The 23480-nt window shown below is 45.5% G+C and carries 20 protein-coding genes and 1 pseudogene; 4 read left to right on the forward strand and 17 right to left on the reverse strand.

The window, feature by feature from the left end; genetic code table 11:
- Window positions 1-2: 2 nt before the first annotated feature.
- The 9 genes from GC098_RS09895 to GC098_RS09935 all read right to left on the reverse strand — a co-directional run bounded on the left by GC098_RS09895 (window position 3) and on the right by GC098_RS09935 (window position 12110).
- Window positions 3-2375, reverse strand: a complete 2373-nt coding sequence (locus GC098_RS09895; RefSeq protein ID WP_171643003.1) for a DUF5682 family protein — start codon at window positions 2373-2375, stop codon at window positions 3-5.
- Window positions 2333-3424, reverse strand: coding sequence for an ATP-binding protein (locus GC098_RS09900; protein ID WP_171643045.1), 1092 nt, complete (start codon window positions 3422-3424; stop codon window positions 2333-2335). Before GC098_RS09900 ends, GC098_RS09895 begins: the two co-directional genes overlap by 43 nt.
- Window positions 3400-5214, reverse strand: a complete 1815-nt coding sequence (locus GC098_RS09905; protein ID WP_171643004.1) for a HEAT repeat domain-containing protein — start codon at window positions 5212-5214, stop codon at window positions 3400-3402. Before GC098_RS09905 ends, GC098_RS09900 begins: the two co-directional genes overlap by 25 nt.
- A gap of 323 nt (window positions 5215-5537) precedes the next feature.
- Window positions 5538-6977: an SWIM zinc finger family protein gene (locus tag GC098_RS09910; protein ID WP_171643005.1), complete on the reverse strand. Its 1440-nt coding sequence runs from the start codon at window positions 6975-6977 to the stop codon at window positions 5538-5540.
- 201 nt (window positions 6978-7178) lie between these two features.
- The gene (locus GC098_RS09915; RefSeq protein WP_171643006.1) at window positions 7179-7970 is read right to left on the reverse strand and encodes a TatD family hydrolase; all 792 of its coding nucleotides are present in this window, start codon (window positions 7968-7970) and stop codon (window positions 7179-7181) included.
- Window positions 7963-8538 carry an RNA 2'-phosphotransferase gene (locus GC098_RS09920; RefSeq protein ID WP_171643007.1) on the reverse strand — a complete coding sequence of 192 codons (576 nt, stop codon included), beginning with the start codon at window positions 8536-8538 and terminating at the stop codon, window positions 7963-7965. Before GC098_RS09920 ends, GC098_RS09915 begins: the two co-directional genes overlap by 8 nt.
- 45 nt (window positions 8539-8583) lie before the next feature.
- On the reverse strand, window positions 8584-9870 hold the full coding sequence (locus tag GC098_RS09925) for an AAA family ATPase (RefSeq protein ID WP_246358522.1): 1287 nt from the start codon (window positions 9868-9870) through the stop codon (window positions 8584-8586).
- A gap of 20 nt (window positions 9871-9890) precedes the next feature.
- A complete protein-coding gene (locus tag GC098_RS09930) occupies window positions 9891-11312 on the reverse strand; it encodes an RtcB family protein (protein ID WP_171643009.1) in 1422 nt (473 codons plus the stop codon).
- A gap of 15 nt (window positions 11313-11327) precedes the next feature.
- A complete protein-coding gene (locus GC098_RS09935) occupies window positions 11328-12110 on the reverse strand; it encodes a nucleotidyltransferase domain-containing protein (RefSeq protein ID WP_171643010.1) in 783 nt (260 codons plus the stop codon).
- A 407-nt stretch (window positions 12111-12517) separates the two neighbouring features.
- Between GC098_RS09935 and GC098_RS09940 the strand changes: the two genes are divergently transcribed.
- Both GC098_RS09940 and GC098_RS09945 read left to right on the forward strand, forming a co-directional pair.
- On the forward strand, window positions 12518-12742 hold the full coding sequence (locus tag GC098_RS09940; protein ID WP_171643011.1) for a hypothetical protein: 225 nt from the start codon (window positions 12518-12520) through the stop codon (window positions 12740-12742).
- On the forward strand, window positions 12736-12903 hold the full coding sequence (locus tag GC098_RS09945) for a PIN domain-containing protein (RefSeq protein WP_171643012.1): 168 nt from the start codon (window positions 12736-12738) through the stop codon (window positions 12901-12903). Before GC098_RS09940 ends, GC098_RS09945 begins: the two co-directional genes overlap by 7 nt.
- 235 nt (window positions 12904-13138) lie before the next feature.
- Here the strand turns inward: GC098_RS09945 and GC098_RS09950 are convergent, their stop codons facing one another.
- Together GC098_RS09950 and GC098_RS09955 are read right to left on the reverse strand one after the other, a co-directional pair.
- A complete protein-coding gene (locus GC098_RS09950; RefSeq protein ID WP_171643013.1) occupies window positions 13139-13594 on the reverse strand; it encodes a DIP1984 family protein in 456 nt (151 codons plus the stop codon).
- Between the two features lie 26 nt (window positions 13595-13620).
- Entirely contained in the window at window positions 13621-15033 is a 1413-nt protein-coding gene (locus GC098_RS09955) for an RtcB family protein (protein WP_171643046.1), read from the reverse strand.
- Window positions 15034-15196: 163 nt separating this feature from the next.
- On the opposite strand from GC098_RS09955, the gene GC098_RS09960 reads away from it, so the two are divergent.
- Together GC098_RS09960 and GC098_RS09965 are read left to right on the forward strand one after the other, a co-directional pair.
- Entirely contained in the window at window positions 15197-16522 is a 1326-nt protein-coding gene (locus GC098_RS09960; protein ID WP_171643014.1) for a helix-turn-helix transcriptional regulator, read from the forward strand.
- The gene (locus GC098_RS09965; protein ID WP_171643015.1) at window positions 16497-17297 is read left to right on the forward strand and encodes a WYL domain-containing protein; all 801 of its coding nucleotides are present in this window, start codon (window positions 16497-16499) and stop codon (window positions 17295-17297) included. Before GC098_RS09960 ends, GC098_RS09965 begins: the two co-directional genes overlap by 26 nt.
- Window position 17298: 1 nt before the next feature.
- Here the strand turns inward: GC098_RS09965 and GC098_RS09970 are convergent, their stop codons facing one another.
- The 6 genes and pseudogenes from GC098_RS09970 to GC098_RS09995 form a co-directional block, all read right to left on the reverse strand.
- On the reverse strand, window positions 17299-18822 hold the full coding sequence (locus GC098_RS09970; RefSeq protein ID WP_171643016.1) for a solute symporter family protein: 1524 nt from the start codon (window positions 18820-18822) through the stop codon (window positions 17299-17301).
- Window positions 18823-18962: 140 nt separating this feature from the next.
- Window positions 18963-20483 carry a solute symporter family protein gene (locus tag GC098_RS09975; RefSeq protein WP_171643017.1) on the reverse strand — a complete coding sequence of 507 codons (1521 nt, stop codon included), beginning with the start codon at window positions 20481-20483 and terminating at the stop codon, window positions 18963-18965.
- Window positions 20480-20798: pseudogene (locus tag GC098_RS09980) on the reverse strand (DUF485 domain-containing protein). The gene GC098_RS09975 and the pseudogene GC098_RS09980 overlap by 4 nt, the downstream one beginning before the upstream one ends.
- A complete protein-coding gene (locus GC098_RS09985) occupies window positions 20791-20931 on the reverse strand; it encodes a hypothetical protein (RefSeq protein WP_171643018.1) in 141 nt (46 codons plus the stop codon). The pseudogene GC098_RS09980 and the gene GC098_RS09985 overlap by 8 nt, the downstream one beginning before the upstream one ends.
- A gap of 2 nt (window positions 20932-20933) precedes the next feature.
- Window positions 20934-21695, reverse strand: a complete 762-nt coding sequence (locus GC098_RS09990) for a LytR/AlgR family response regulator transcription factor (protein ID WP_312880022.1) — start codon at window positions 21693-21695, stop codon at window positions 20934-20936.
- A complete protein-coding gene (locus tag GC098_RS09995; RefSeq protein ID WP_171643020.1) occupies window positions 21682-23448 on the reverse strand; it encodes a LytS/YhcK type 5TM receptor domain-containing protein in 1767 nt (588 codons plus the stop codon). Before GC098_RS09995 ends, GC098_RS09990 begins: the two co-directional genes overlap by 14 nt.
- Window positions 23449-23480: the final 32 nt, after the last annotated feature.

Consider the following 23480-nt stretch of genomic DNA (forward strand, 5'->3'; position numbering starts at 1 on the left):
GGCTACAAATCCCCAAAATCAAAATCGTTGAGCTCATCCAGCTTCTCCTTCTCTTCCTCGCTTAACGGCTGCTGCAAAGCAGTTCCGGCTTTATCTGCACCAACACCCCAAATATCGCCCATCATCTCGGCTACCGTTGCCTTCTCCCTCGGTTCGAATGAACCGAAAGCTCGGCGCAGAAACACAAGTGAACGTTGGAATGCCTCTTTTTCCAGCGATCCGATATAGGCATCGAGCTGCTGCCACAACGAAACCCTAGACAGCAGCGCGTATCGGTTACGCATCGACATGCCTTCGAACCATCCCGCTCCCAGGTCAACGGGAATCCCTGGTGACAGGCGGCGTGAAACTTCCTGAGCAACGCGCTCATCCGGAATTTCGTTACGCTCAAGCAAAATAGCGAATGCGAAGCCCGACAGCTTTGCATTTCGGTCATCGAGTGAAGCCAGCTCTTGCAGTTTATTCAACCACAGACTGTCGTCTACAGCCTCAAAATGGTCTTGGGCAATTGTGTGCAGCGACTGAATCGCTCGAACCATGCCCTGAGCAGCGTCATCGTTGCAGCCCGCGCTATCTACGAGAAGCAGCGTTCCCCGCAGGAATAACTGCTGAAGCAGCGGAACAAGGGTATCCGTTTCGATTCGGCGAATCGATCCATAACGGATCAACACCGACAGCTCATAGGCCGCCCCTGCGACCTGCTCGAAGTTCCCTGCATCCACCGCAAGCCCTTGCAGCGTGGATTTGGCCTGCTCCATCAACTCCGTCAACGTGCAGTCGCAGGCGACCCGAATGATGCGCGAAGCTTCCGCGATATCGCTGCAAACATCGAGCCGCTCCTTCAGCACGAAAGCCGCGGCCAGCTCAATCGTCTCCCCCTTCAAGGTCGACTCCACGGCTTGGATCTCAGCTTCTGGCGTCCACTGCAGTATCCAATTCTCCGCCCACGATGCGGAGTCTTGATTCACTCTTTGCTTCTTGGCAAAGTTAATGCCCAGCAATTCCAGCCGGTGCAGGAGAACAGACCGCTTCAAATCCAGAAACGCAGCTTCCTCCGACTTCACCCTGCGGTTTTCGCGTAAATCCAACTCTAAGGTTGCAGCAACCGTAGATTTGAATTTCTCCAGCTTCAGTCGCTTGAGTTCTCTGTTCAAATCATCTTGAATTGGCGTCTGGCTGACTCCTTCTGGCAATCTGCCAATGGCCGTGCCCACGTCCGTTCTTGCCAAAGCTTCCGCAATTGTCGAGAGCTCCCCATGACCGAGACATACCGTTGCTGCGTCCCGAAGGTCTTTCCACGTAGGATGATTACCGTCGTGCAAAGCAGCAAGAGCCTCTGCCAGCCGCACACCTTCGATGAGCGAAGCTGTGGATCTATAAGTACCATGTTCCCTGAGATAAGCAGCTACCTGAGAAAAATACAAGGAAGGAAGCCTGCTCAAGTCACCTTTTTGGAGGCACTGCCAAAACAATTCGAAATAAGCGGGTGCTTGATTCCCTGCCCCATAGCCCGAGTGTGAAGACAGCTTGTAGTAAGAATAAGGCATCAGCGTAAGCTTGGTTGTCGTCTTGGGCAGCCCCTTCATCTCTTCATCCGTCATCACAGGAAAGCGAAAATCTAATGCGGAGGCGTGATGCGCGCCGGTTACAACTACTATTTTCTCAGGAGCGTGCCCAGCTTCTAAAGCACCCTGAATTTTGCGTCGCATGTAAGCTTCCCTGATTTCATTGTAGGCCGCATCTTGTGGGGCATATTGCCACTCCTGCTGAGCGGTCAGCTCCCGCATTTGAGCCGAGAATTGAAAAATGCCATGACGGTAGGCGTCTTTTTGCAAATTATGTTCAAAATGCCGCTCCCAGTAAGCCTCGTAGTCCGGTTCTTCTGAAAGATCGGCAAGCTGCTGATACAGTGTCCTCTGTTCGTGGACATACGCCCGAAAAGCGTCGTCCTCAGTCTGATTACTCTCTCCCTCAGCAGAGGATGACCTCCGTTTCCTTTGCTCGTATAGAGCTAAGGCATGTTCGGACGGCAAATCGATAAATTCAGCATGTGCACCATTGCGGCTAGCCCATTGAAATGCCTGATATTCCGGCGAATAATCTGCATACGGGTATAGAAGCGTTCTCACAGGCAGTTGATCCGTATACGCCAAAATGGCAATCGGCGGAACAACGCCATGCGAGGTCAGTTCAGCAATAAACCCGCTTGCGTCGCTAGGTCCTTCAACGAGTACAGCCGTAGGCTTCACTTCATCTAAGAAAGCAAGCAGATGGAAAGCACCAGCAGGAGATAAATGCCGTATACCGAAAACATGAAACCCCTGACTGTGATCTAGTTGTTCATCTCCGAGCACGCGAAGTACAGATTTCTCCATGTCGATCCCCGCTTTTTCATCACATTTTCTAAATATTCCTTCCATACGAGGCGGTCTTTCTCTTCGTCTTTCACAATAGCTCCCTGCAGCCCAGCGGCAATGTCTTCTTCACTGATCTGACCGCTGCCAAAGCTTCCCGCAAGCGCCATGCTGCCCGTTAACAGCGAGATCGCTTCAGCTGTCGAAATCACGCCACTCGGCCCTTTCACCTTCTCTTTGCCGTCGAGTGTCATCCCGCTGCGCAGCTCGCGGAAAATCGTCACAACCTTGCGCACCGCCTCCTCCTCTGGGAGCGATGCTCTCAATTCATAGCTCGTCGAAATCTCTCTGACACGTTTGCGAACAATCTCCACTTCCGTTTCAATATCCGAAGGGGATGGAAGCACGATGATGTTAAATCGCCGCTTCAGGGCGGCTGACATCTCGTTCACCCCACGGTCGCGCGTATTGGCCGTTGCGATGATAGAGAATCCCCTTGCAGCGAACACTTCTCTGCCCAGCTCCGGAATCGAGATCGTCTTCTCCGATAGGATCGAGATCAGAGCATCCTGTACCTCTGACGCGCAGCGCGAGATCTCTTCGAATCGGGCAATCCCTCCGGTTTCCATCGCGCGGAAAATCGGGCTTTTGATAATCGCTTGATCGGAAGGTCCTTGCGCCAGCAGCATGGCATAGTTCCAAGAATAACGGATATGCTCCTCGCTCGTACCCGCCGTTCCTTGAATGACCTTGCCAGAATCCCCATGGATTGCTGCCGTCAGATTTTCCGAAAGCCAGGATTTAGCCGTTCCTGGTTCCCCGATCAGCATGAGAGCTCGGTCTGTCAACAGCGTAGCTATTGCCATTTCTACTAACCGCTTGTTGCCGATGTATTTCGGCGTAATCGCGACCCCTTTTACATTTCCACCAATTAGGAACGTCAGTACCGCCTTCGGAGAAAGCTGCCACCCGGCTGGCTTCGCATCCTGATCCAATTTCTTCAAAGCTTCCAATTCTTCGATGTATAAACGTTCAGAGGGTAACCTTACGACATCTTGCTTTTGATCCATCCCCATAATCCCTGTCCCTTCTCTTCGTTATCTGAGCGTTCGGTTTGTTCCGGCTTAGCAGTTATCGTTTCCGCGATTTCTAACAGTTGATTTTTCATGCCTTGATAAGATAGCCCTTCTGCGAATTGCTGCAATCTTTCTGCATAAGGCTTTGGCAGTAAAGAAAGCAATGTCAATTGGACACGATCCAAGTAGTAAAACTGCTTAGCTCCGCCTTTTTCCAATATATCCATGAGTAGCTTAGGCGCATCCGGATAGTTTTGACTGAAGAGGACCAGCAAGATGTTGGCTGTTTTACTTCGGTTAAAATTAGGCAGCTCTTCGCATTTTTTGACTAGATAAGCCGTGACTTTCGGATCCAGGTCTTGAGCAAATCTGCACACGAGCTCTTCTTCATCCAATTTCACAAACAGATGCACCCATCGTGGATCCCATGTTACAAAATTAGCTGAAGCAGCCTCATTTGGTTCATCTGCTTGATATAGCAGCGTCGGTGTCACTTCATACAATTCTCGCAATAAATCCTTAGCTGCCGGCTGCTTTTTATCCTTAAGATCATGGCAAAAGCGTTCGTAGACGTCTTCTGGAGGAAGAATCTTGATGGCCGCTCTAAAGCTGTAAGCAATAAATTTGCGATTGTACACCTCATGTAAAGTTACAGCAAAACTGTCTGCCTCAGGCAGATCTAATTGCAATAGAAGATCAGCTGCAGCCTCCTGTACGGCTTCCGTTTCCGGAACAATAAAACTAGTCGTAGACAGCAATTTTTCTAGGAAATCTACGACTTCCGGTACTCTTTTGCCTTGTAAGCTGCGGATGTCCGCCAACAACTGTTGTGCGGAATCTTCCACCTTTGTACGTTGAACGATTCGCTCCAACACACTTTCCGCATGCCCGATGACGCTGAGAGTCAAATCGTTGGCCTTGCATAATTGAATTGGCTCTATGGCAAGATCTTGATCCTTCGAACCCAGTGCCTTGTAAAGGCGAGCGATCGCTTGCTCCGTCCCAAGACGAGATAAGGCGAATAAGGCGGCTCTGCGTAGCTCTTTTTTCTTATCATCAGCTTGCTCCAAAATAAAATCCTCTTGATCAGGGTAATCCCCCAGAAGCTCAATCGCCGTGGAGCGGACTTCCGTTGAGCCCTGTTTGGCAGCTTGAAGAAGGAGGTCTAAATCCGATATGGGAAGCAACTCATGGATAAGTTCCAATCTGCGGGCGTCACCTTTCCCGCCATCCAACCGGAATTGCTGCTGAAGCGCGGGGAGTGCTTCCATTCCGAGTGTGGGCAGCACCTTTCGATGGAGAAAATCAGGTATTTCTACATAACTGTCGTCTAACCCAGAAACAGCCGCAGGTATGACGCGGAAATCATGAAACAACCCATCGTCGTACCCTTGACGAATCTGCTCCATTCGGCCCTGACCTTTTTGCGTCAATGCCTCAATGAGTGGATGCAGCTTGCGGTAAGGAATTGACGTCGAAAGATTCACTCCTGTTCCTTCCATCGGTACGAGTTCCAATTTCGTCTCCGTTTTCCCTTGCGTGTACAGCACGGAATTTAACAGCATGCCTAACTCTAGAAGTCTGCTCGCTGAACCACTCGTATCCGTGTCCAGAACTTGGCTAACCGCCTGAGCCATTCGGTTAAAAATCGGCGCTGACTCGCCCAGCTTCTGTAGTTGGGGAAGCATTTTCTGCAAACGTAAATCGCCCGCCGCCATCCCGCTCCCCGCTATAAACAAACGCCGCACCTCATGCTGCAGCTCAAACAATAGATCTATACTCATGAGTTCGTCTCCTAATTCTTTTCATCATAAAGCACTACTCAAATATCTCTTGAACACCTTGCTGCAAAATCATATCGAGATCTTAGATAGTTGGATTGGATTATCTGGAAATTCTCGATCTAATTTGCGCCTGGATAGCGCTTGAGTCATACTAGCGGGAAAAACTCCTGCTAAATCAGCGATTATTTAAGGATTGGCCAAGATTCGAATATATTAGTAGTAGAATTTCCAGTTAAATTCATAAATTAACGAAAATCGAAGTAATTTGCAGGAGTTTTTCCTGTTAAACTTTCTCCCGTACTTAGTTCAATCTTTTTTAAACCTCAATAAAGCAAGCGAACGACTTCATTTGTCGTTACGATGCTTAAAGGCTGAGCCTCAAGCCTGTTATGCTGCCAATTGTGTTCGAACATAACCATAATCGCCTGATTCTGTAAGAACGTCTTATTTAGCATAGACAGCAAATGAGTCGTAGGCTCGCTGAGATATGGAATGTCTGCAAGTGGAAGCTCCTTACCTTGTTCATCTAATAGCACAAAGGAAGTTTCCGTCTTCTTGATCTCATCAAATTGCAGCAGTACCACAGGGCGCTTGTCCGAAAGTGGATTTTTAATCTGATTCTTCACTTGTTTAATGACTTCTGGGAATGACTTGTGAGCTGAAGCTCCGATCTTCTGAAAATCCTGTGAGACAGCTTCGCGGAATGTCGCTTCCTCCCAACGCACTCTCTTGTTAAGCTCCCCGGGGTATTGCGCAAGCTCTTTCGCTTCGACGACTTGAAATACTGAATCTTCTTCACGTATGTATTTCGCTGCACGGAATGGCCGATACGTTCTTGTGAAATGGAGCTGTCCGCTTTGTAGGTCCGACCAGTATCCTTCATCTATGAACTCGCCCCGCGCCTGATCCGTATAGGATCGGAACGACAACTGCAGCAATTCCGAGGACTCGCTGCGAACGCGACCATACTCCCTCAGTTCTGCGATTTGCCAGGCATGCCCAATCCATTCTTCCAACGTTGATTCCGTATCCATAGGATGATCTGGATTTTCCAATCTGCTGTTGAGGTACTCCCTGCTTTTCTTGATCAATGCTTGCAGAGTGGTAAGCTGCTCAATCACGTTTGTATACACGGTCTCCCGATCTTCCTGTGCTCGTAACTGAAGCGTCAAATCACGAAGTGCCGTTTGGACCCCTGGGATATAATAGTTACCAAGCTGTTTTGCCTGCTCTTCAGCGGTTTGCAGCGCCTTTTTGTCCAGGCTTCCTAGCCCTGACTGTACAAGCTGCAGGATAAGCTTTTCAGCAATGCTGATCCCTTCCAGCTGTGCAGCTATTTTCTTCATTAATGCTGACTTGTTCGTCTTGCGCTTAACAACTGGAGCATCCGGGTCGACAGGTTCTTTCTTCTTTTCCTCCCGTTTCTCAGCCTTTTCCCTTTTATCCACAATATCTTGTGGCACGGGTGCAATGGTGAACGTTTTGCCTGACGTATAGGCATACATCAAACCGAGATTGTGTTTGCAAGGAAACTGACGGCTCGGACATGAACAGCGGAATACGGGATTCCCCTCTTTCGCCACATCGACCGAACACCGATATGGGTCCTTCCCGCTACCTTTACATTCCCCAAAAATGATCGTCCCGTCCTCCGACTGACAGAGCAGCGGAAAACTATTTTTCTTCACCAAATCCTTGCCATTCTTGATCGCACTGCTGTTAAGCGCCAAACTATCTACATACGATTCCGTTAAATAATTCATCTTGTACCCCTCATAACTTGGTTATACAAACAATTTCCACACCATTCCTAAATTTTCCTTTTTCATGGGTATGGTTTTTCCTCCTCAAATAGAACGAAGAACAAGAAAAACAAAAAAGAGGATATCCCCTGTGACTACTCGTACCACCTACACGACTAGGAGGTTGAAGCCAAAGGAGAAATCCTCACATATTGAATTCATTCAATCCAAAAAATTCTTTGCTGTCCGCGTCGTTGATTCGGCAATTTCCTCAACCGATTTACCAAGGCATGCAGCAACCGTCGCTGCGATGTGTGGTAGAAAAACCGGTTCATTCCGACCATCCTGTGGCTTTACGGTTAAATCCCGCGGTGTAAGAAATGGAGCATCGGTTTCTAGCATCAGACGATCTAGCGGTACACGCTTTACTAGCTCACGCAGATGCTTCCCCCTTCGTTCATCGCAGATCCAGCCAGTGATTCCGATATAAAATCCCAACTGCAGATAGACCTGAAGCTCTTGAAGTGACCCAGTAAAACAATGAACAACAGCCTTCTTCTTCATTGAACCGATATAAGACTTCAATAAACGAACGAAATCGTAATGAGCCTCTCGCTCATGTAAGAAAAGAGGCATTTGCAGTTCGCAAGCAAGCTGAATCTGTTCCTCAAACCATTTCCGCTGCACGTCACGAGGTGAAAAATCACGGTTATAATCCAGTCCGCATTCACCAATGGCAACGACTTGAGGCAGCTTCGCCAAAAGACGCAACTTATCAATGGTTTGCACCGTACAATTGCGCGTATCGTGCGGATGAATCCCAGCCGTTGAAAATAATTTCCCCGGAAATTTATCGGCGAAACGCGCTGCTCCCTCGCTGTTTCTCACGTTTGTGCCGGTCAAAAGAAGTGGGGACACTCCCGCTTCCAGCGCTCTTGCAACCACCTCATCGCGGTCCTGATCAAAAGAACGATGCATCAAATTAACACCAATATCGATGAGTTGATCACTCATTATCTGCCTCCTTACTGTCCCTATAAACGCTGCAGAACTCGGCAGGAACCGCGTCTGCAAGCCACACTTCATTACCCGCGTAATAGAAGACTACCCCAGCTTGGGAAGCTTTAACTGTATCAATGGCTAAAATAACTAATCCCCCTCTTCGTTTACCAGCGAGCGTTGCAAAATGTAGTCCTTCGGACAAATGGACATATTGACGCTTCATCGGACGTAACCCCTGTTTTAAAATCAAAGGGGCAGCCTGCACATTCGTGCCATGGTAGAGCACAAGAGGAGGCACAGCCATTGGATAGCTGACTTTATCATGGCTATGTCCGTATCGGGCCCGAATCCGATCGCCGTTAATTTCAAATCGCTGCTTTTCACAACGCGCTACAACTTCTTCAATATCGCTTACTTTAAGCTCTGACCACTTCGTCTGTACACGAAGAATTTCTAGTAAATCAGCAATCGCACAAGAACCATCAACAGGATTCAGGCTCAGTCCGAAATCTTCAGGCGAATGCCGGAGTATTTTGCTTATAAACTTACTTAATTTTGTTTGTACATTATCTTGCAACATATCAATCACATCCTCAAATCTAATCCATATTTATAATCGCACTTCTCAACTAACCAAAAACCCAACCCTCACATCCGCATCCTCTTTCATCCATGACATCGTCTGCCCTTTGTGCAGATCAGACTTCATCGATTTCACTAGCTTCTCCATATTCACGTTTTGCTCATAATGCCACTGAAGCGCAGCCGATACATACAATTCATTTAACTGGGCAAAAGTAAACCCTTCCGTTTGCTTCGCCGTTACGCGAATCAACTCTTCGCTCAGAAGTTTCCCTATCCCTTTTTGCTCCAAATAGATCTGTCTCAGCTCTAGATCTGGAAGCTTGATTTCATAAGCACGGTCGAATCTCCCTGCCCGGTTCATAAGTGCCGGATCAATTTGCTCCGGATAATTCGTTGTCCCAATGAGAAAAATGCCTTCTTTGGAAGTCGCACCATCCAAAATGTTTAAAAAGTACGACCTTGCCCGCTGAGGCATAGCGTCGATATCTTCAATTACAAGAATCATTGGCGCCATTTTAGCCGCAGCTTGAAATACCTCTTGAATAGATTCGCTACCGGTGTTCTCCGTTATTTGCCAATACGCAACAGGAGCTTTTACGCTGCCGGCAATCGACTTGACGAGTGTTGTTTTTCCATTGCCAGGCTTCCCGTAGAGCAGGATGCCTCTTTTGTAAGGAAGCTCATACTCTTTGAAAAAGGCACGATCCTCAGCAAAAAACTGATCAATTGAGCGATAAATATCTGTCTTCACTTCATCCTTCATAATGACCTCCGTACGGTCGACCATGCGTGTAATAGGAGCCAGTTCCTTTTCCATGCCATGTGGTCCATCCGTGAAAACGGTCACTTGTCGCCGATCCAAGTCTCTTCGACGCTGCCTAGCGTGTTCCAGAAAACGCAACAGACTCGCATCATCAACAGCAAAAACAAAATCCTCTTCTCCGACGCCATTCATGCGAAAGATAGGTACTCTAGCTAACGCGATTCCCCAGGACGGGTAGACAAAAACGTTATTGCGCAGTGTAGGAAACGTGCGATATGCCGATGCATCACTTTCCGCATCTATTCCGAATGCACGGGACTCCATATGTTCAAAGATCTTTGTGACGAACTGCACATCACTAGCCCCTGTCTTCACATCCTGTTCAAGCAGCTCCCAATACTCTTCTTTTCCATCATCACTCAAATAGGGTTCGAAGTGCTGACCATATTTATCTCCCAGCACATATTGAACGCGTTCTAATACATAGGCATAGTCCCCATACGCTTTAAGCGAGCTGCCGTCCGCCCTAAAAGGAGCCGATACTGCCGATGATTCTTTATTCATTTTTACGCTTTGTAATTGTTTCATTTGGCACCTTTTACTGCCGCCATAGGCTTACACTTGGCTACAACTTCAGCCAATCCCGCTCCGACGACACTCTCAATAATTTGATCTACATCTTTATAAGCTTGAGGCGATTCATCTAAAATCGACTCTAATGACCTTTGATTGACAACAATTTCCTCATCCGTACCTACTCGCATGGAAGAAGCAAATTCATTCAGCGTTATCAATCTTTTCGTCGCACTGCGCGAGCGAATTCGCCCTGCTCCATGACAGATGGAGTGAAAATTTGCCTTGCCGCCCGGAGCTCCTACCATGATATAGGAAGCCGTCCCCATCGAACCCGGAATCAGCGCAGGGTGACCTGTATTTAGGTAAGGCTGCGGATTATCAGGATGTCCTGCTGGAAGCGACCTCGTCGCCCCTTTTCGATGGACAAAATAGGACTCACCCTCATGTTTTTCCTCCCAAGCATAGTTATGCATAAGATCGTACAAGGTGGTCATTTCAAACTTCGACCCAAACACATCTTTACCAGCCTCACGAATGGCATAGGCAATGAGATGACGATTTACAACAGCATAATTGAGCGCTGAATACATGAGATTTACATAAGTCTGGGCTGCTGGATGATCTAAGGGTGCAAATAACAGCTTAGGATCAGCCGTTCCTAATCCATTCATCCGCATCACCTTCAACATGTCACTACTGCAATATTGGCTCACAGAGCCACCCCATGCACGCGAGCCCGAGTGAATCATAACGACCACTTGACCATCAAATAGTCCCCATGCTTCAGCCACCTCACGGTTCTCTTCCGCAATCTCTATCGACTGAATCTCCGCAAAATGGTTCCCATTCCCGAGCGTCCCAAGCTGGCGGTGTGACCGATGCCAAACATGGCTCGGAAATCGATTCAATGCATTTTCATCCAAAGTAAATTTATTACTCTCTACATGTGTAAGTGAAGTCGCCTTTCGAGGCGTATAGCCGTCAGGAATATATTTCTTTGGAAGCCCATGCAGACCTTTTGTCACGATGTTCTCCAATCGAATGTCCGAGAAATACCCACGCGCGTGATCTTCCACGGGTAAGTACTTCTCGATCGTCTTCACCAGCTTGCGGCGCAGCTTCACATCCTTCAGCTCATCCTTGTGCAAATTCGTCATATGCACCCTCATGCCACAGCCAATATCGCTGCCGACAATAGACGGTGATACATATCCGTCATGCGTATTCCATACCGCTGTCGTGCCTATGCAAGTACCAACACCAACGTGTACGTCAGGCGTATAGCTCATATACACTTGATTTGGAATCTGCAAATTGTTGTTGGCCATCTGAAATACTTGATAATCTAATGCTTTAAACAACTCAGGTCCTGCGTATACATGGACGACTCCCGATGGGAGCTGGACCTGCTGAATATAATTTTCTTTCATTCGTTTTGTTCCTCTCTATGAACCCCAAACCTCCCTCAGCGCATCTCGGAATAAAGCATCTAATGCTGCTTCTTGCTTTTCACCAGAGACAGCGATATGTTTGGCAGTTTCTTCAAAATAAGCGATTTGTCGATCTAAATAATCGTTGATTACCGTAATTTTAGGCTCTAAATCGAATTCGACACCAGCCTTCTTACGCGTCAACAACGTATATACTTCTTGTTTTAATTTCGATTCTGGGAGCATTTGCTCTACCAGATCTTCAAAATCCATCGGCGGCATGCAGCCGCGCTCTTCAATCCACTGGCAAGCCAGTATCGGGCGTAACACATAAAAATACTTTTTGATTTTCACATACTCACCCTGCAAATATTCCCGAAAGTTCCCTTTGGCCATATGCAAATAGTGATACATACTGGACCGCGGTGAAAAGGTTAACGGTGAAAGCTGGCGGATTTGCTCCGTTACCCCGTATTGCTCCATATATTGAATCGGCGATTGCAGCCATTCGAGCAAAGGCGGGTTCGACTTGCGAAACAAGTTCAGCGCTTTCTTCAAATCCCAACCGTTGATGTCCAGCTGATCGCTAATCGGACGCTCAATGACATCTCGTTTCTCAAGTAGGGATAAGTACCAATCCACAGGTCTTACGTAGATAAACCTCACATCATAATCACTGTCTTTCGATGGAAATCCCCACGCTCTACTACCCGATTCACAGGCATAGAGGATCCGCACGCCTTCCTCTTGTTCAATTCGTTTAAGCTCACTATCTATTTTTCTTATATCAAATGTCATGGGACTCACCCTTTCTTCTTAATTATGTGGACGCAAAAAAGCCATAGACCAACATCGTCTACGGCTTTATCATGTCAAATTTTAACTAGGCCTACTCAAAGAGTACCTACGTATTCGTCACAAGTCCGGTTGAGACCGATGGTATGATGTGCTTTTCAATTGTCAGGTTATTCATAGAAATTTGATTGCGAATCATATCGTCGGCCTCCTTTCCATTCATTTACAAACATCATACGAGTCAAACCTAAGAACTGTCAATCCGTTGCGGCGGAAAGATTAATTATAATGATCGTGCCAATTAATAAAATTTATCATTACTTATCCAGTTATATACCTACGCTATTTGTTCAGTCAGCTAAATGCTGTTATGCTGTTATTAAAGTAAATCAGGAAGGTGGCACCTTTTTATGGCAAAAAAACTGGATAGTCACACACTAAATCTAATTAAGGAGGCTCTCTCTAAAATGGATGTTAATTATAAAAAAATAAATATTGACTTGGAGAGCGGAGATATTACTGAAGACCCACGCAGCATGAACATACAGGATTTACTAGCATTAGGAAAAGGAATCAGCAATGAAAGAGCTAAAGAATGGGCAAAGGACGTAGAGGAGGCAAGAAATGATTGGTAAAAGGAGCAATTCGTCGAGAACAGAAGCAAAAGCAAGGAAGAGCTTTAAAGACTCCAGATGCATTAATCATAGCAACAGCCAAACATCATGAATTTGCTCTCTATACAAAAGATAAAGGCATGCACTTTGTTGAAGAGTATGACGTGACTCTAATCAAATAATTACTTCACTATGAAAGTCCCCGTTCCCACCCTCACCACTTCGTCTGAATCAGCACTTGGTCGTAACAATAAACATAACATGTACAATTGTAACTGTAATGGGCATTAGTTGTTTAAGCAGGATTCGAACCTACAGGACATGGCCCCTCACATCCAACCATCAGTTCCAACTTACCCAGTTGGCGGGTTGTACTCACCTTCAGACAAAAGGCTACCAACTTCATAATGAAATAACTTACAACAACTCTGTTTTCCAATTTGCTTCTTGAATGGTCGTGTCTAGTTCGCGAAAAGCTTTTGAGTACAGATCAACCTGCTTTTGCAAATCCACAATAGATACAGTTGAATAAAACTTCACTTCCGATTTGCTGAATCTGTCCTGTCTAATAGCTGCTGCATTTATGACATCTTGAATGATAGATCTGCGCATGGATAGTGTATCTCTTTGTGCCAATCCTTCGGCAATTGTAAACCCTGAGCTGAGCGAGACTTGAGAATTCGTCCGATTGATGGCTGTCACCAAGGATTCAAATTCATTTAAAGTGTCGTTCAATTCTTGAAATAGATCAGTAGGATTCTCAGGCGGTTGCTCACCTTCTTGAACTTTAGCGCTACGTGTTAATCTAGCTTTCAATTGCTCCACACGCTTTTGGCAATCGGCTCTATTCATTAAAGCTTCTGCTAATTTCATTGTTATCACCCCAACTATTAATTTTACTAAACCCCTTTAATCGCAACCATCGGCTTACAAGTCGCCACCACATCTGCTAGCGACGCGCCAACAACACTATCAATAATCTGATCCACATCCTTATAGGCTTGCGGACATTCATCAAGAATCGTTTGCAGGGAACGATGATTAACTAAAATCTCATCATCCGTCCCAACTTTCATCGATTGAGCGAATTGATCGACGGTGACAAGCTCTTTCGTTGCCTTCCGTGATCTTGCCCTCCCCGCACCGTGACAGATGGAGTAGAAGTTTTTCAGCCCTTCCTCTTTCCCAACCATAATGTACGATGAGGTTCCCATAGAACCAGGGATTAAGGCCGGATGGCCCGTTTCTTTATAGGCAGCTGTATTCAGGAAATGACCTGGCGGAAGCGCTCTTGTCGCTCCCTTCCGATGGACGAGCATCGGCTGGTTGCGGTGAAATTCTTTTAGTGCATAGTTATGCATAAGGTCATAGAGAACAGGCAATTCTTCATTCTCGCCAAAAACTTCTCTGAAAGCTTCACGCACGCCAAAGGCAATCATATGTCGATTACTTACTGCAAAGTTGAGAGCGGAATACATTAGATTTAAGTAGGTTTGCCCTTCTTGACTTACAATAGGGGCATATAAGAGATTCCGATCGGGATTTTCTATTCCCCAACTGTTCATTGCTTCTCTGAAAACCTTCGTGAATTCTTGACCCAACATAGCTCCCCATGCACGAGAACCAGAGTGAATCATGACGACAACCTGACCGTCGAACAAGCCCCATTTTGCTGCCAAATCCTTATGAGCCTCCGCCACTTCTAGATACTGAATCTCTATAAAATGGTTCCCGCCACCAAGCGTCCCCAGCTGCCCGTGGGCATATTTACGGATTTTTGCTGGCAAATTCTCAAGGTAGGCGTGGTCGAACTTGAACGTAGATTCTTCTACATGCGTAAGCCAATGTTCATTCGGAACATATTTCTCAGGAAGTCCTTTTAAACCGTTTTGGACAACATCCATGATTTCAATATCAGAATAATTTGTATTTGTGCGCTCATTGGTTGGAACATATTTCTCGATCGCTTTGATTAGCGCCCTGCGAATACCCTTGTCTTGAATATCATTTTTGTGCAGGGATGTCGTATGCACGCGCATGCCACAACCGATATCTACGCCAACAATTGAAGGAGAAACGAACCCGTCTTTCATGCTCCAGACTGCCGTCGTCCCTATGCAAGTTCCAATTCCAACATGGGCGTCAGGGGTGTAGCTCATATGCACATTACGCGGAATCCGCAGGTTATTATCTGCCATTTCGAATACTTTGTTTTCAAAAGATTGAAACACATCCGGGTTAGCAAACACATGAAGATTGCCATGCCCTAATTCCATTTCATAATGATTACCGCCGTGTACGTTTGTTTTCATGTCCATTTGGTTAACCTCCGTTTTTCTTCTAAAGCTATCTTCGCTTATTTAGGATGGAGTGAACATGGTGAAAGTATGACGACAGGTGAAAAAGTTTTCCATTTTCTCCATATCTCTCCCCTGTTACAATAAGATAAGGTTGAATGAAGAGCGAGGGATACAAATGGCTAAGGAAAGCTTTGATAAAGAAATTCAATTTCTACGTATGCTTGTCCTCACAAGCGGGGCTTACAGTCGTCAGCAATTTGCGGAGAGGCTGGGTATCTCGGTTCATACCTTCGATAAAACCTTACGACGGTTAAAAGAAATCGTAGCGTCGATGTATCAACAGGCACCGGACACGCAAAGGAAAGAATTCGCCGAGATGCTGCGGTACAGCTATTTCGATTCAACGGATCCTATGCTGCTGTTCTTATTTCGAGCGAAGTCATTGAAAGAATCCGAAAGTCAGCGAATATCTACGCTTCTTACTGCATTGAATGAGCAGGCACTTACCGCTATTGAACTTCTGGATGTATGTTGTAAAGATATCCAATCCGATTCCTCACTTCCTGATGAGAAAACGGTTCGAAACGATTTGAAATATCTAGAAGAAGTCGGTGTCATCAAAAAAGTACCTGGACCACGACCCTATCGTTATCGCATACATAATGATTTAATCCAAGAGCTTACGCTTGATGAGCTAATTGATCTCTATGATTTCATTGATGTGATGTCGAATACGCAGGTACCGTCGGTTCAAGGCTATTTACTTCGAGACGGCCTAAAAAAGCATATGAATCGGACCTCATCCGAGCCAACATCCATAGAGCCATTCCTTTATAAATATCATTACCACTCACGTATTTTGGATGAAGCGCATCTATCCGTCCTTCTATCAGCCATTCAAAATCGCCGCAAGATCGATTTCTTATACTTTTCGCCCAAAAATTCACAATCCTATTCATCGAAAAACACAAATCCATTGTTCGAACGTGAAATGGAAGGGAAACTTCAGAAAACACTACCGCTCAAAATTGTCTACGATCACCAATATGGACGATGGTACCTTCTTGCTTATGATTCCCGGCATGGTATCAAGAAATATCGTATGGAAGGCATGACTCAGATTGAGCAAGGTGAGACTGTCGACTCAATCCTTTTTGATGAGAAGAAAAGTGTATTGGAAGAGAGTATAAAGCATAGTTGGGTCCTTGATACTGGACGATCGGTTATCTTGAAAGTAAGGTTTTTTAACCCAGGCGATACGGGGCCGAATTTCATTAAAGATCGTGTCCTTCTTCAAGGGCAGTGGGGAGAGATTACAGAAGAACAGATAGATTCGTTTATTTTCGAAATTAAGGTTAATGGAACTACGGAAATTAAGCCTTGGATTAGAAGCTTCGGATCTAGCTGCGAAGTGCTTGAACCGATCTATTTTCGGAATGAGATGATTGCGGAGTGGAAGGAGCTTGAGGTGTATTATGAACCTGTTCGAGAAAATATTTAACTATCAAATGATTACGAGGCTAGACAATTCGGGCACTTTCATGATCACCTCACAGGAAAGGTCATGGCTGAAAACCATGCTAAACCATCCCTCTGCGTCCAATGCTTTTACTCCAGTAACGCTGGAAAAGCTTGAATCTGTACTAGTTGATGAGAACACCTTCGATTTATCTGATGCCTTTATTGAGAAAGCTCGAAGTAAGGAGAGGTTAGTCTATCACCCGATGCTTCGCGCATTACGTCGATTCATTACGAGTCAAGCAGCTATCCAACTTACATACAGAGTGAAGGATGATCGGACTTTTACCAATGAAATGGCATTTCCCTATAAGCTTGAGTATTCCTTGGTGAAAAAAGAATGGTATTTGCTCTGGTATCACATCAGACATCGGGCGATGATGAGTACGAAACTTGAAAAGATTGAATCGATCAAAGAGTTGTCCATTTCTCCTGAGCGAGTCGCCCAAATTGGTTTAGACATTGAGAAACTGCTGCAAAAACGTCAGATTCATGCAACGATTGAAGTTATAAAAGAGTACAATCGAGAATTGTCCCGGATTTTATATGCCTTCTCTTGCTTTGAGAAGCAAGTCGATTACGATGAAACTCAGGAAAAATATACAATCCGATTAACCTTTCTAAATAATGAAGCCGAATATGTCCTTAGCAAACTTCGCTTCTTGGGTAAGCGGGTGCGCGTCACCCAAGGCGAGCATTTGAAAAGGAGAATGCTTGAATCGGCCAAAAAAGCTTTGGCTAGGTATGGGGAGTCCTAGACTATTCTCTCAATTCCACCCGCGCCAATTGGGACTGAACAACCAACTTATCGTAATGATCCGGATCATTCTTCTTGGTTAGTAAGGTCCCCAGAATCCCTCCAAGGAATCCAAGCGGAATAGAAACAATCCCTGGATTATTCAATGGGAACAGCGCTTCACGACGAATCCAGCCAGACAAAGGATCCATCACATTGGGGCTTAGAATCACGAACAAGATCGAAGTGATAAGTCCCGTTAACAACCCGATTATCGCACCAGTTGAATTGAATCGCCGCCAGTACAGCGTAAGCACAAGTAAAGGCAAGTTCGCAGAAGCCGCTACCGCAAAAGCCAACGAGACAAGGAATGCCACGTTTAACCGCTGGGCACCTAAAGCAAGTACTATAGACAATACACCAACCACTACCGCTGAACATTTGGCAACCAGCATTTGCTGTGCCTCTGTTGCTTTTCCCTTTTTCAATATACTACTGTAAATATCATGCGAAAAAGCGGACGTTGCCGCCAATACCAACCCTGAGACTACAGCCAGAATGGTGGCAAAAGCAACTGCTGAAATGAACGCCATCCAAAACTCGCCGCCAAGCGCCTTGGCAAGTAAGGGTGCCGCCATATTGTCCTCACCCAATAATAATGTTCGGTCAACGAAGGCTGCTGCACCAAAACCAAGAAAGATTGTCATCACATAAAAAGCGCCGATCAACCAAGTGGCATGAATGACGGAAGACCTGACCGTCTGCGCCTCTTTGACCGTATAAAATCTAGAGATGATGTGCGGCAGCCCTGCCGTCCCCAATACCAAAGCCAGATTAAAGGAAAGCGTATCCAAGGGTCCCGAAAATAAATTCCCAGGCTGCACAAACTTCTCCTTTAACGGAGTTGCTTGCGAAACATACACATATAGATCAAAAATATTCCAATGAAATCTGGCAAGTACCATCAGGCTGATCATAAAAGTACTGCACACGAGTAAAATAGCCTTGATGATTTGCACCCAAGATGTAGCAAGCATACCGCCGAAAGCCACATAGATGGTCATCAAGCTGCCCACTACAAGGATGGCAGAGGAATATTGCACCCCAAGCAGTAAATGAATGATCCCCCCTGCGCCAACCAACTGAGCAATCATATAGAAAATTGTGATCAAAATATTGTTAATCGCCATCCAACCTCTAAGATTCTTCTCTTGAAACCGTACTGCAATTGCATCTGCCATCGTAAAACGTCCTAGATTATGCAGCGGTTCTGCGATGATATAGAGCACAATTACATAGGATGCTAGAAAGCCTATTGAATAGAAAAAACCATCAAAGCCATATATGGCAATAGTCCCCGTGATACCAAGAAAAGAAGCGGCACTCATATAATCGCCAGAAATGGCCAGCCCGTTTTGTAAGCCAGTGAGTCGATTTCCAGCCACGTAAAAGTCATTCGTGTTCGTTGTACGTTTAGCCGAATGGTACGTAATAACCAGCGTTCCAATCACTACGGCCACGAAAAAGACAAACGCGAAAAAATTCATAGTGATCCGATTCCTTTCTTGGCTGCTCTTTATTTACTACTAAAAGAATAGCATATTTAGGCCCACAAAAAAGCAATAACATGCAGCAAGCCTCATGAAAGGCTGACTGCATGTTTTTTGGGTTCAATAGGATGGGCTGCTTACATGCCCGTATTAGCTTTTACATTAATTTCCGTATATTTCACATCGTCTCTTTGTGTAGAAAGCATCGTTCCAATATAGGCTCCAAGGAATCCAAGTGGAATGGAGATAATGCCGGGATTGGCCAAATTAATAAGCGGATTGCCCACCATAATCGCCTTCCCTGCCTCTCCCCAAATATTCGGACCCACGGCAACAAGCAGGATACAGCTTACTAGTCCACTTAACATACCGACAATCGCGCCTGTCGTATTAAATCTTTTCCAATATACGGTGAAGAGAATGACTGGCAAATTGGCACTCGCCGCAACAGCGAAGGCAATGGATACCAAGAAAGCTACATTGAGCTTTTGAGCGAACAGTGCAAAGATAATTGAGAGTACAGCTACACCAATCGAAGCGAAACGGGCTATTTTCAATTCTTCCTTATCCGTCGCTTTGCCTTTACGAACGATTTGTCCGTAAAAATCGTGGGAGAATGCAGAAGCAGCAGAAAGCACCAATCCGGTAACAACCGCTAATATCGTGGCAAAAGCAACCGCTGAAATAAAGGCAAACAAGAAATCTCCACCTAATGCTTTGGCGAGTAGCGGCGCAGCCATGTTCCCGCCTTTATCTATCGCTGTGATATCCTTTGCGCCAACAAATGCTGCAGCTCCAAAGCCTAGGAATAAGGTCATGACATAGAAAATACCGATAACCCATGTTGCCGAGACGACAGAACTTCTTGCCGTAGCCGCATTTTTCACTGTATAGAAACGAGTGAGAATATGCGGCAATCCAGCAGTTCCAAGCACCAAAGCAAGGTTAAGCGAAAGTGTTTCAACCGGAATCTTATATTTGTTACCCGGGTTTAAAAAAGCCTCTTTCAACGGTGTCGCTGTTTTCAGTTGGGTAAACATTTCGGAAATACTGAAATTAAATTTTGCTAGAACGATAAGTGACAGGATCAACGTGCCCCCCATCAGAAGAACCGCTTTGGTAATTTGCACCCAACTCGTGGCACGCATTCCGCCAAATACCACATAAATAGTCATTAGGATACCAACGATTAATACAGAGGTATAGTAATTAAATCCGAATAGAAGTTTGATCAAAGCACCCGCGCCAACGAGCTGCGCGATCATATAGAAGATGGAAATGGTGATCGTGTTTAGTGCGGCTACCCCACGAACATTCTTGTTAGCAAATCGCGCCGCGATCATATCTGCCATCGTATATTTCCCTAAATTCCTTAGCGGTTCCGCTACTAAATAGAGAACGACAAGATAAGCAACTAGAAAACCTAAGCTATAGAAAAATCCATCAAAGCCAGTCAAGGCAATTGTCCCTGCGATTCCCAAGAAGGATGCTGCCGACATATAGTCTCCGGCAATCGCAAGCCCGTTCTGCCACCCCGTTAAACCACCGCCGCCGGTATAAAACTCATTCGAGCTATCCGTTTTCTTAGCTGCATAATACGTAATAATCATCGTTAACAAAATAATGCAAAGAAATAGAATGACGGCAGTTGGACTCATAACGAAGTACCCCCAGTTTCCGATTTTATTTCTTCAATTTTTCGGTCGAATTCCTTGGATTTTCTGGAGTAAATGATAACATAGCGCCCAAGTCATCAGAAACTGTGCAAAAGCGTACACCCATGCCCATGAAATAGGACCGATTGCTGGATTATTCAGTACTTTTGTGTAAGAGGTCAAGATTGGCAGTGTAAAATAAAAAAGAAGGAAAAAAATCGTCATCGGAATGATAAATCGCTTTTTGCTGCCGATTAATTCCTTGAATTTTTCAGATTGTGCCACTTCCCCATACTGTATTGGCTTGTTGTTAGACATTCGCACGTCCCCCCTTAAATGTAAGCGCATTCAGTTTGATTATATGCGAATTTTTGCCCTTTGTAATAAGACTGTCGCGAATCGTCATATTCCCCGCCTGAATTGCCAAATAAGGAGCTTTAATCGGTTTCATTTTTATTTGAGCAGCCTAAACAGCTCTTTGGCCATCTCCCGTGAAACGGGTATTTGCGTTCTTTTTTCATTTTTCAAAATCAAATTAAAAGCGCCATTGAACCATGGAACTAATTCATCGATACCATTTAAATTAACTAAATAACTGCGATGAGGACGAAAAAAAGGGAGTTCCCCGAGCTTGTTTTCCAATTCCTGCAGGCTCATTTTGGACATATAAATCTGGTTGGAAAACGTATAGATATGGATGCTTTTTTCTTCCCTTTCAGCATAAAGGATAGTTTCAGGATCAAGCAGGACATGCTTCTCCCCGTCTATGATTAATAGCTTATTCCAGTTCCTTGCTTTGGAGGAAAATTGCATTTTGCTAGGCAGTGATGTCGTTAATGGACTATTGGAAAGCTTGCTGCGAATCCGGGCCAGTGATTCCTTTAGACGCTCATGACTATAAGGTTTAAGTAAATAATCAACAGCATTCAACCCGAACGCCTCAACCGCATGATCATCGTGGGCCGTTGTGAATACAATTAATGGCGCTTGTGCAGCAGTTTTCAGCATACGAGCCGCTTGCAAGCCATCTAATTCAGGCATTTGAATGTCCAAAAATATAGCATCTGGCTCCCATTCATTAACAAGCTCTAGTAACTCCTTACCGTTGGAGGCGTGCGGCATCAGCTCTATATCCTCTTCCATCCCTAACAGATAGATCAACTCTTTACGGGCCAACCACTCGTCTTCGGCAATCATGACCTTAATGGATCTCACCTGCGTATTCCCCCCTCTCCATACTTGTCCCAGGAATGTTAAATGTAAATTTACACCCGCCATTGATATTATTTTCGATAAAAAGCCGAGATTCCTCGCCAAACAAGCCGATCAACCGCTGATTGACATTATAAACACCAATCCCGTTCCCTTCGCTGCTATTTACCGGCACTTTGCCTAGTTGTTCTATCCATTCAGGCGGTATGCCGCTTCCGTTATCTTCGATTGATATTTGTAAATTATCTTTATGGTTCAACACTGCTATTCGAATTCGCCCCCCGTGATTCCTATCTTTCAATCCATGTTTGATACAGTTCTCAACCAAGGGCTGCAGTGTAACGGGAGGAATCATAGCTATCAGCAAATCAGAGTCCAACTGAACTTCCATCGTGATCTGATCCTTGAATCGAATCTGGATAATTTCCAAATACGACCTAAGGTGCATGATTTCCTGTTGGATCGAAATGGTATGAGACGCAATAAGCTTGATATTAAGCCTCATGTAAGTACTAAGCTGCATAGTAATATGCCTTGCCATATCAGGCTCAATTCGAATTAGAGAGACAATGGAGTTCAATGTATTGAATAAAAAATGAGGATTGATTTGCGACTGCAGGATCCTTAGTTCGGATTCCTTCATTAATGCTTCCATACTCTCATGCATGGCCACACTAAGCTGATAGGACAGCAGTTTGCCTAATCCTTCTGCAAGTACGATTTCAACCGAACGAATTTCCTGTGGTTTTTTAAAATATAGCTTGATTAAACCTGCCACATGTCCAGCCTGCTTGATCGGAACTATGATCGCAGCCCGAAGCGTTCTATGATTCGGTTGGATATCCTCGTGATTCAGAGCGATTTGCAGCTTACCTGTGCCAATGGCTTGCCGTGAAAGCTCAGAGCAAATAGGTTCACCAGGTATGAGAATCCTATCACCGAGCCCAGCGTGAGCAAGAATGTTCTGCGTATTGGTAACTGCAACCGCAGCTGTCTTAAGCTCCCTTAGCAGTAATCTAGCGATCGCATCTGCCGATTGATAAGTTAGTCCCTGTTTCAGATGTGGCAGCGCAGCTTCTGCAATATGCAGGGCGCGCTGAGTTTCATATGCAACAGCACGTTCTTCTTCCCGAAATACAACACGCAGCATGGTTGTGAATATCGCGATGGAGATGCTGTTCGTGAGCACCATCGGAATGCCGATCAAGTCCACAAGTTCAATAGCCTTCTCGGGTGGCGTTGATACAATAAGGATGATTCCCATCTGCACGATGGGTGCGAACATGCCGATAAAAATCGCTTTGGCCGGAGAAATCACCCGTTCCTGCAAGAAGAATCTCGCCACTCCGCCCGCTAACAATCCGGTCAGCGGAGCGGCGATTCCGCTCGCCAAACCTGTAAATCCACTCATCATATATAAGTGGCTTCCAGTAATTAAACCTGCACCGATCCCCACAAGAGGACCTCCCATTAAACCTCCGATGACAACGCCAACCAGAGCGGAATGGGCTAATGCTTGATCGGCTTGCAGTGGAAAGATCCAAAAGGAAGACGAGATGACTCCCTCTTCGATCACCACACCTGCATAGGTGCCAAGAATGCCGAACAAGCCAAATAAACAGATGAAATAAATCGTATTCATAACGGACATTTTTCTATCCAGAAGCTGACGAACGATAGGAATTCGCGTGAGGATAAATGTTACGATCAACAGAATACCCATACGCTCAAAAAGCAAAAGAGCAAGCGCTTCCATATTATCCCTCCTGCTATATAACTCGATAACAC

Origin of the sequence: Paenibacillus phytorum (genome assembly GCF_013141715.1) — a bacterium.
Classification (GTDB): Bacteria; Bacillota; Bacilli; order Paenibacillales; family NBRC-103111; genus Paenibacillus_E; species Paenibacillus_E phytorum.

Excerpts from the sequence above, each read along its gene's own strand:
- GC098_RS09930 (WP_171643009.1), bottom strand. The coding sequence starts at position 11,312 with ATGAAAGAAAATTATATTCAGCAGGTCCAGCTCCCATCGGGAGTCGTC.
- GC098_RS09995 (WP_171643020.1), bottom strand. The coding sequence starts at position 23,448 with ATGGAAGCGCTTGCTCTTTTGCTTTTTGAGCGTATGGGTATTCTGTTG.
- GC098_RS09920 (WP_171643007.1), bottom strand. The coding sequence starts at position 8,538 with ATGTTGCAAGATAATGTACAAACAAAATTAAGTAAGTTTATAAGCAAA.
- GC098_RS09970 (WP_171643016.1), bottom strand. The coding sequence starts at position 18,822 with ATGAATTTTTTCGCGTTTGTCTTTTTCGTGGCCGTAGTGATTGGAACG.
- GC098_RS09895 (WP_171643003.1), bottom strand. The coding sequence starts at position 2,375 with ATGGAGAAATCTGTACTTCGCGTGCTCGGAGATGAACAACTAGATCAC.
- GC098_RS09940 (WP_171643011.1), top strand. The coding sequence starts at position 12,518 with ATGGCAAAAAAACTGGATAGTCACACACTAAATCTAATTAAGGAGGCT.
- GC098_RS09965 (WP_171643015.1), top strand. The coding sequence starts at position 16,497 with ATGAACCTGTTCGAGAAAATATTTAACTATCAAATGATTACGAGGCTA.
- GC098_RS09985 (WP_171643018.1), bottom strand. The coding sequence starts at position 20,931 with ATGAAACCGATTAAAGCTCCTTATTTGGCAATTCAGGCGGGGAATATG.
- GC098_RS09915 (WP_171643006.1), bottom strand. The coding sequence starts at position 7,970 with ATGAGTGATCAACTCATCGATATTGGTGTTAATTTGATGCATCGTTCT.
- GC098_RS09960 (WP_171643014.1), top strand. The coding sequence starts at position 15,197 with ATGGCTAAGGAAAGCTTTGATAAAGAAATTCAATTTCTACGTATGCTT.
- GC098_RS09910 (WP_171643005.1), bottom strand. The coding sequence starts at position 6,977 with ATGAATTATTTAACGGAATCGTATGTAGATAGTTTGGCGCTTAACAGC.
- GC098_RS09950 (WP_171643013.1), bottom strand. The coding sequence starts at position 13,594 with ATGAAATTAGCAGAAGCTTTAATGAATAGAGCCGATTGCCAAAAGCGT.
- GC098_RS09925 (WP_246358522.1), bottom strand. The coding sequence starts at position 9,870 with ATGAATAAAGAATCATCGGCAGTATCGGCTCCTTTTAGGGCGGACGGC.
- GC098_RS09955 (WP_171643046.1), bottom strand. The coding sequence starts at position 15,033 with ATGAAAACAAACGTACACGGCGGTAATCATTATGAAATGGAATTAGGG.
- GC098_RS09905 (WP_171643004.1), bottom strand. The coding sequence starts at position 5,214 with ATGAGTATAGATCTATTGTTTGAGCTGCAGCATGAGGTGCGGCGTTTG.
- GC098_RS09935 (WP_171643010.1), bottom strand. The coding sequence starts at position 12,110 with ATGACATTTGATATAAGAAAAATAGATAGTGAGCTTAAACGAATTGAA.
- GC098_RS09900 (WP_171643045.1), bottom strand. The coding sequence starts at position 3,424 with ATGGATCAAAAGCAAGATGTCGTAAGGTTACCCTCTGAACGTTTATAC.
- GC098_RS09975 (WP_171643017.1), bottom strand. The coding sequence starts at position 20,483 with ATGAGTCCAACTGCCGTCATTCTATTTCTTTGCATTATTTTGTTAACG.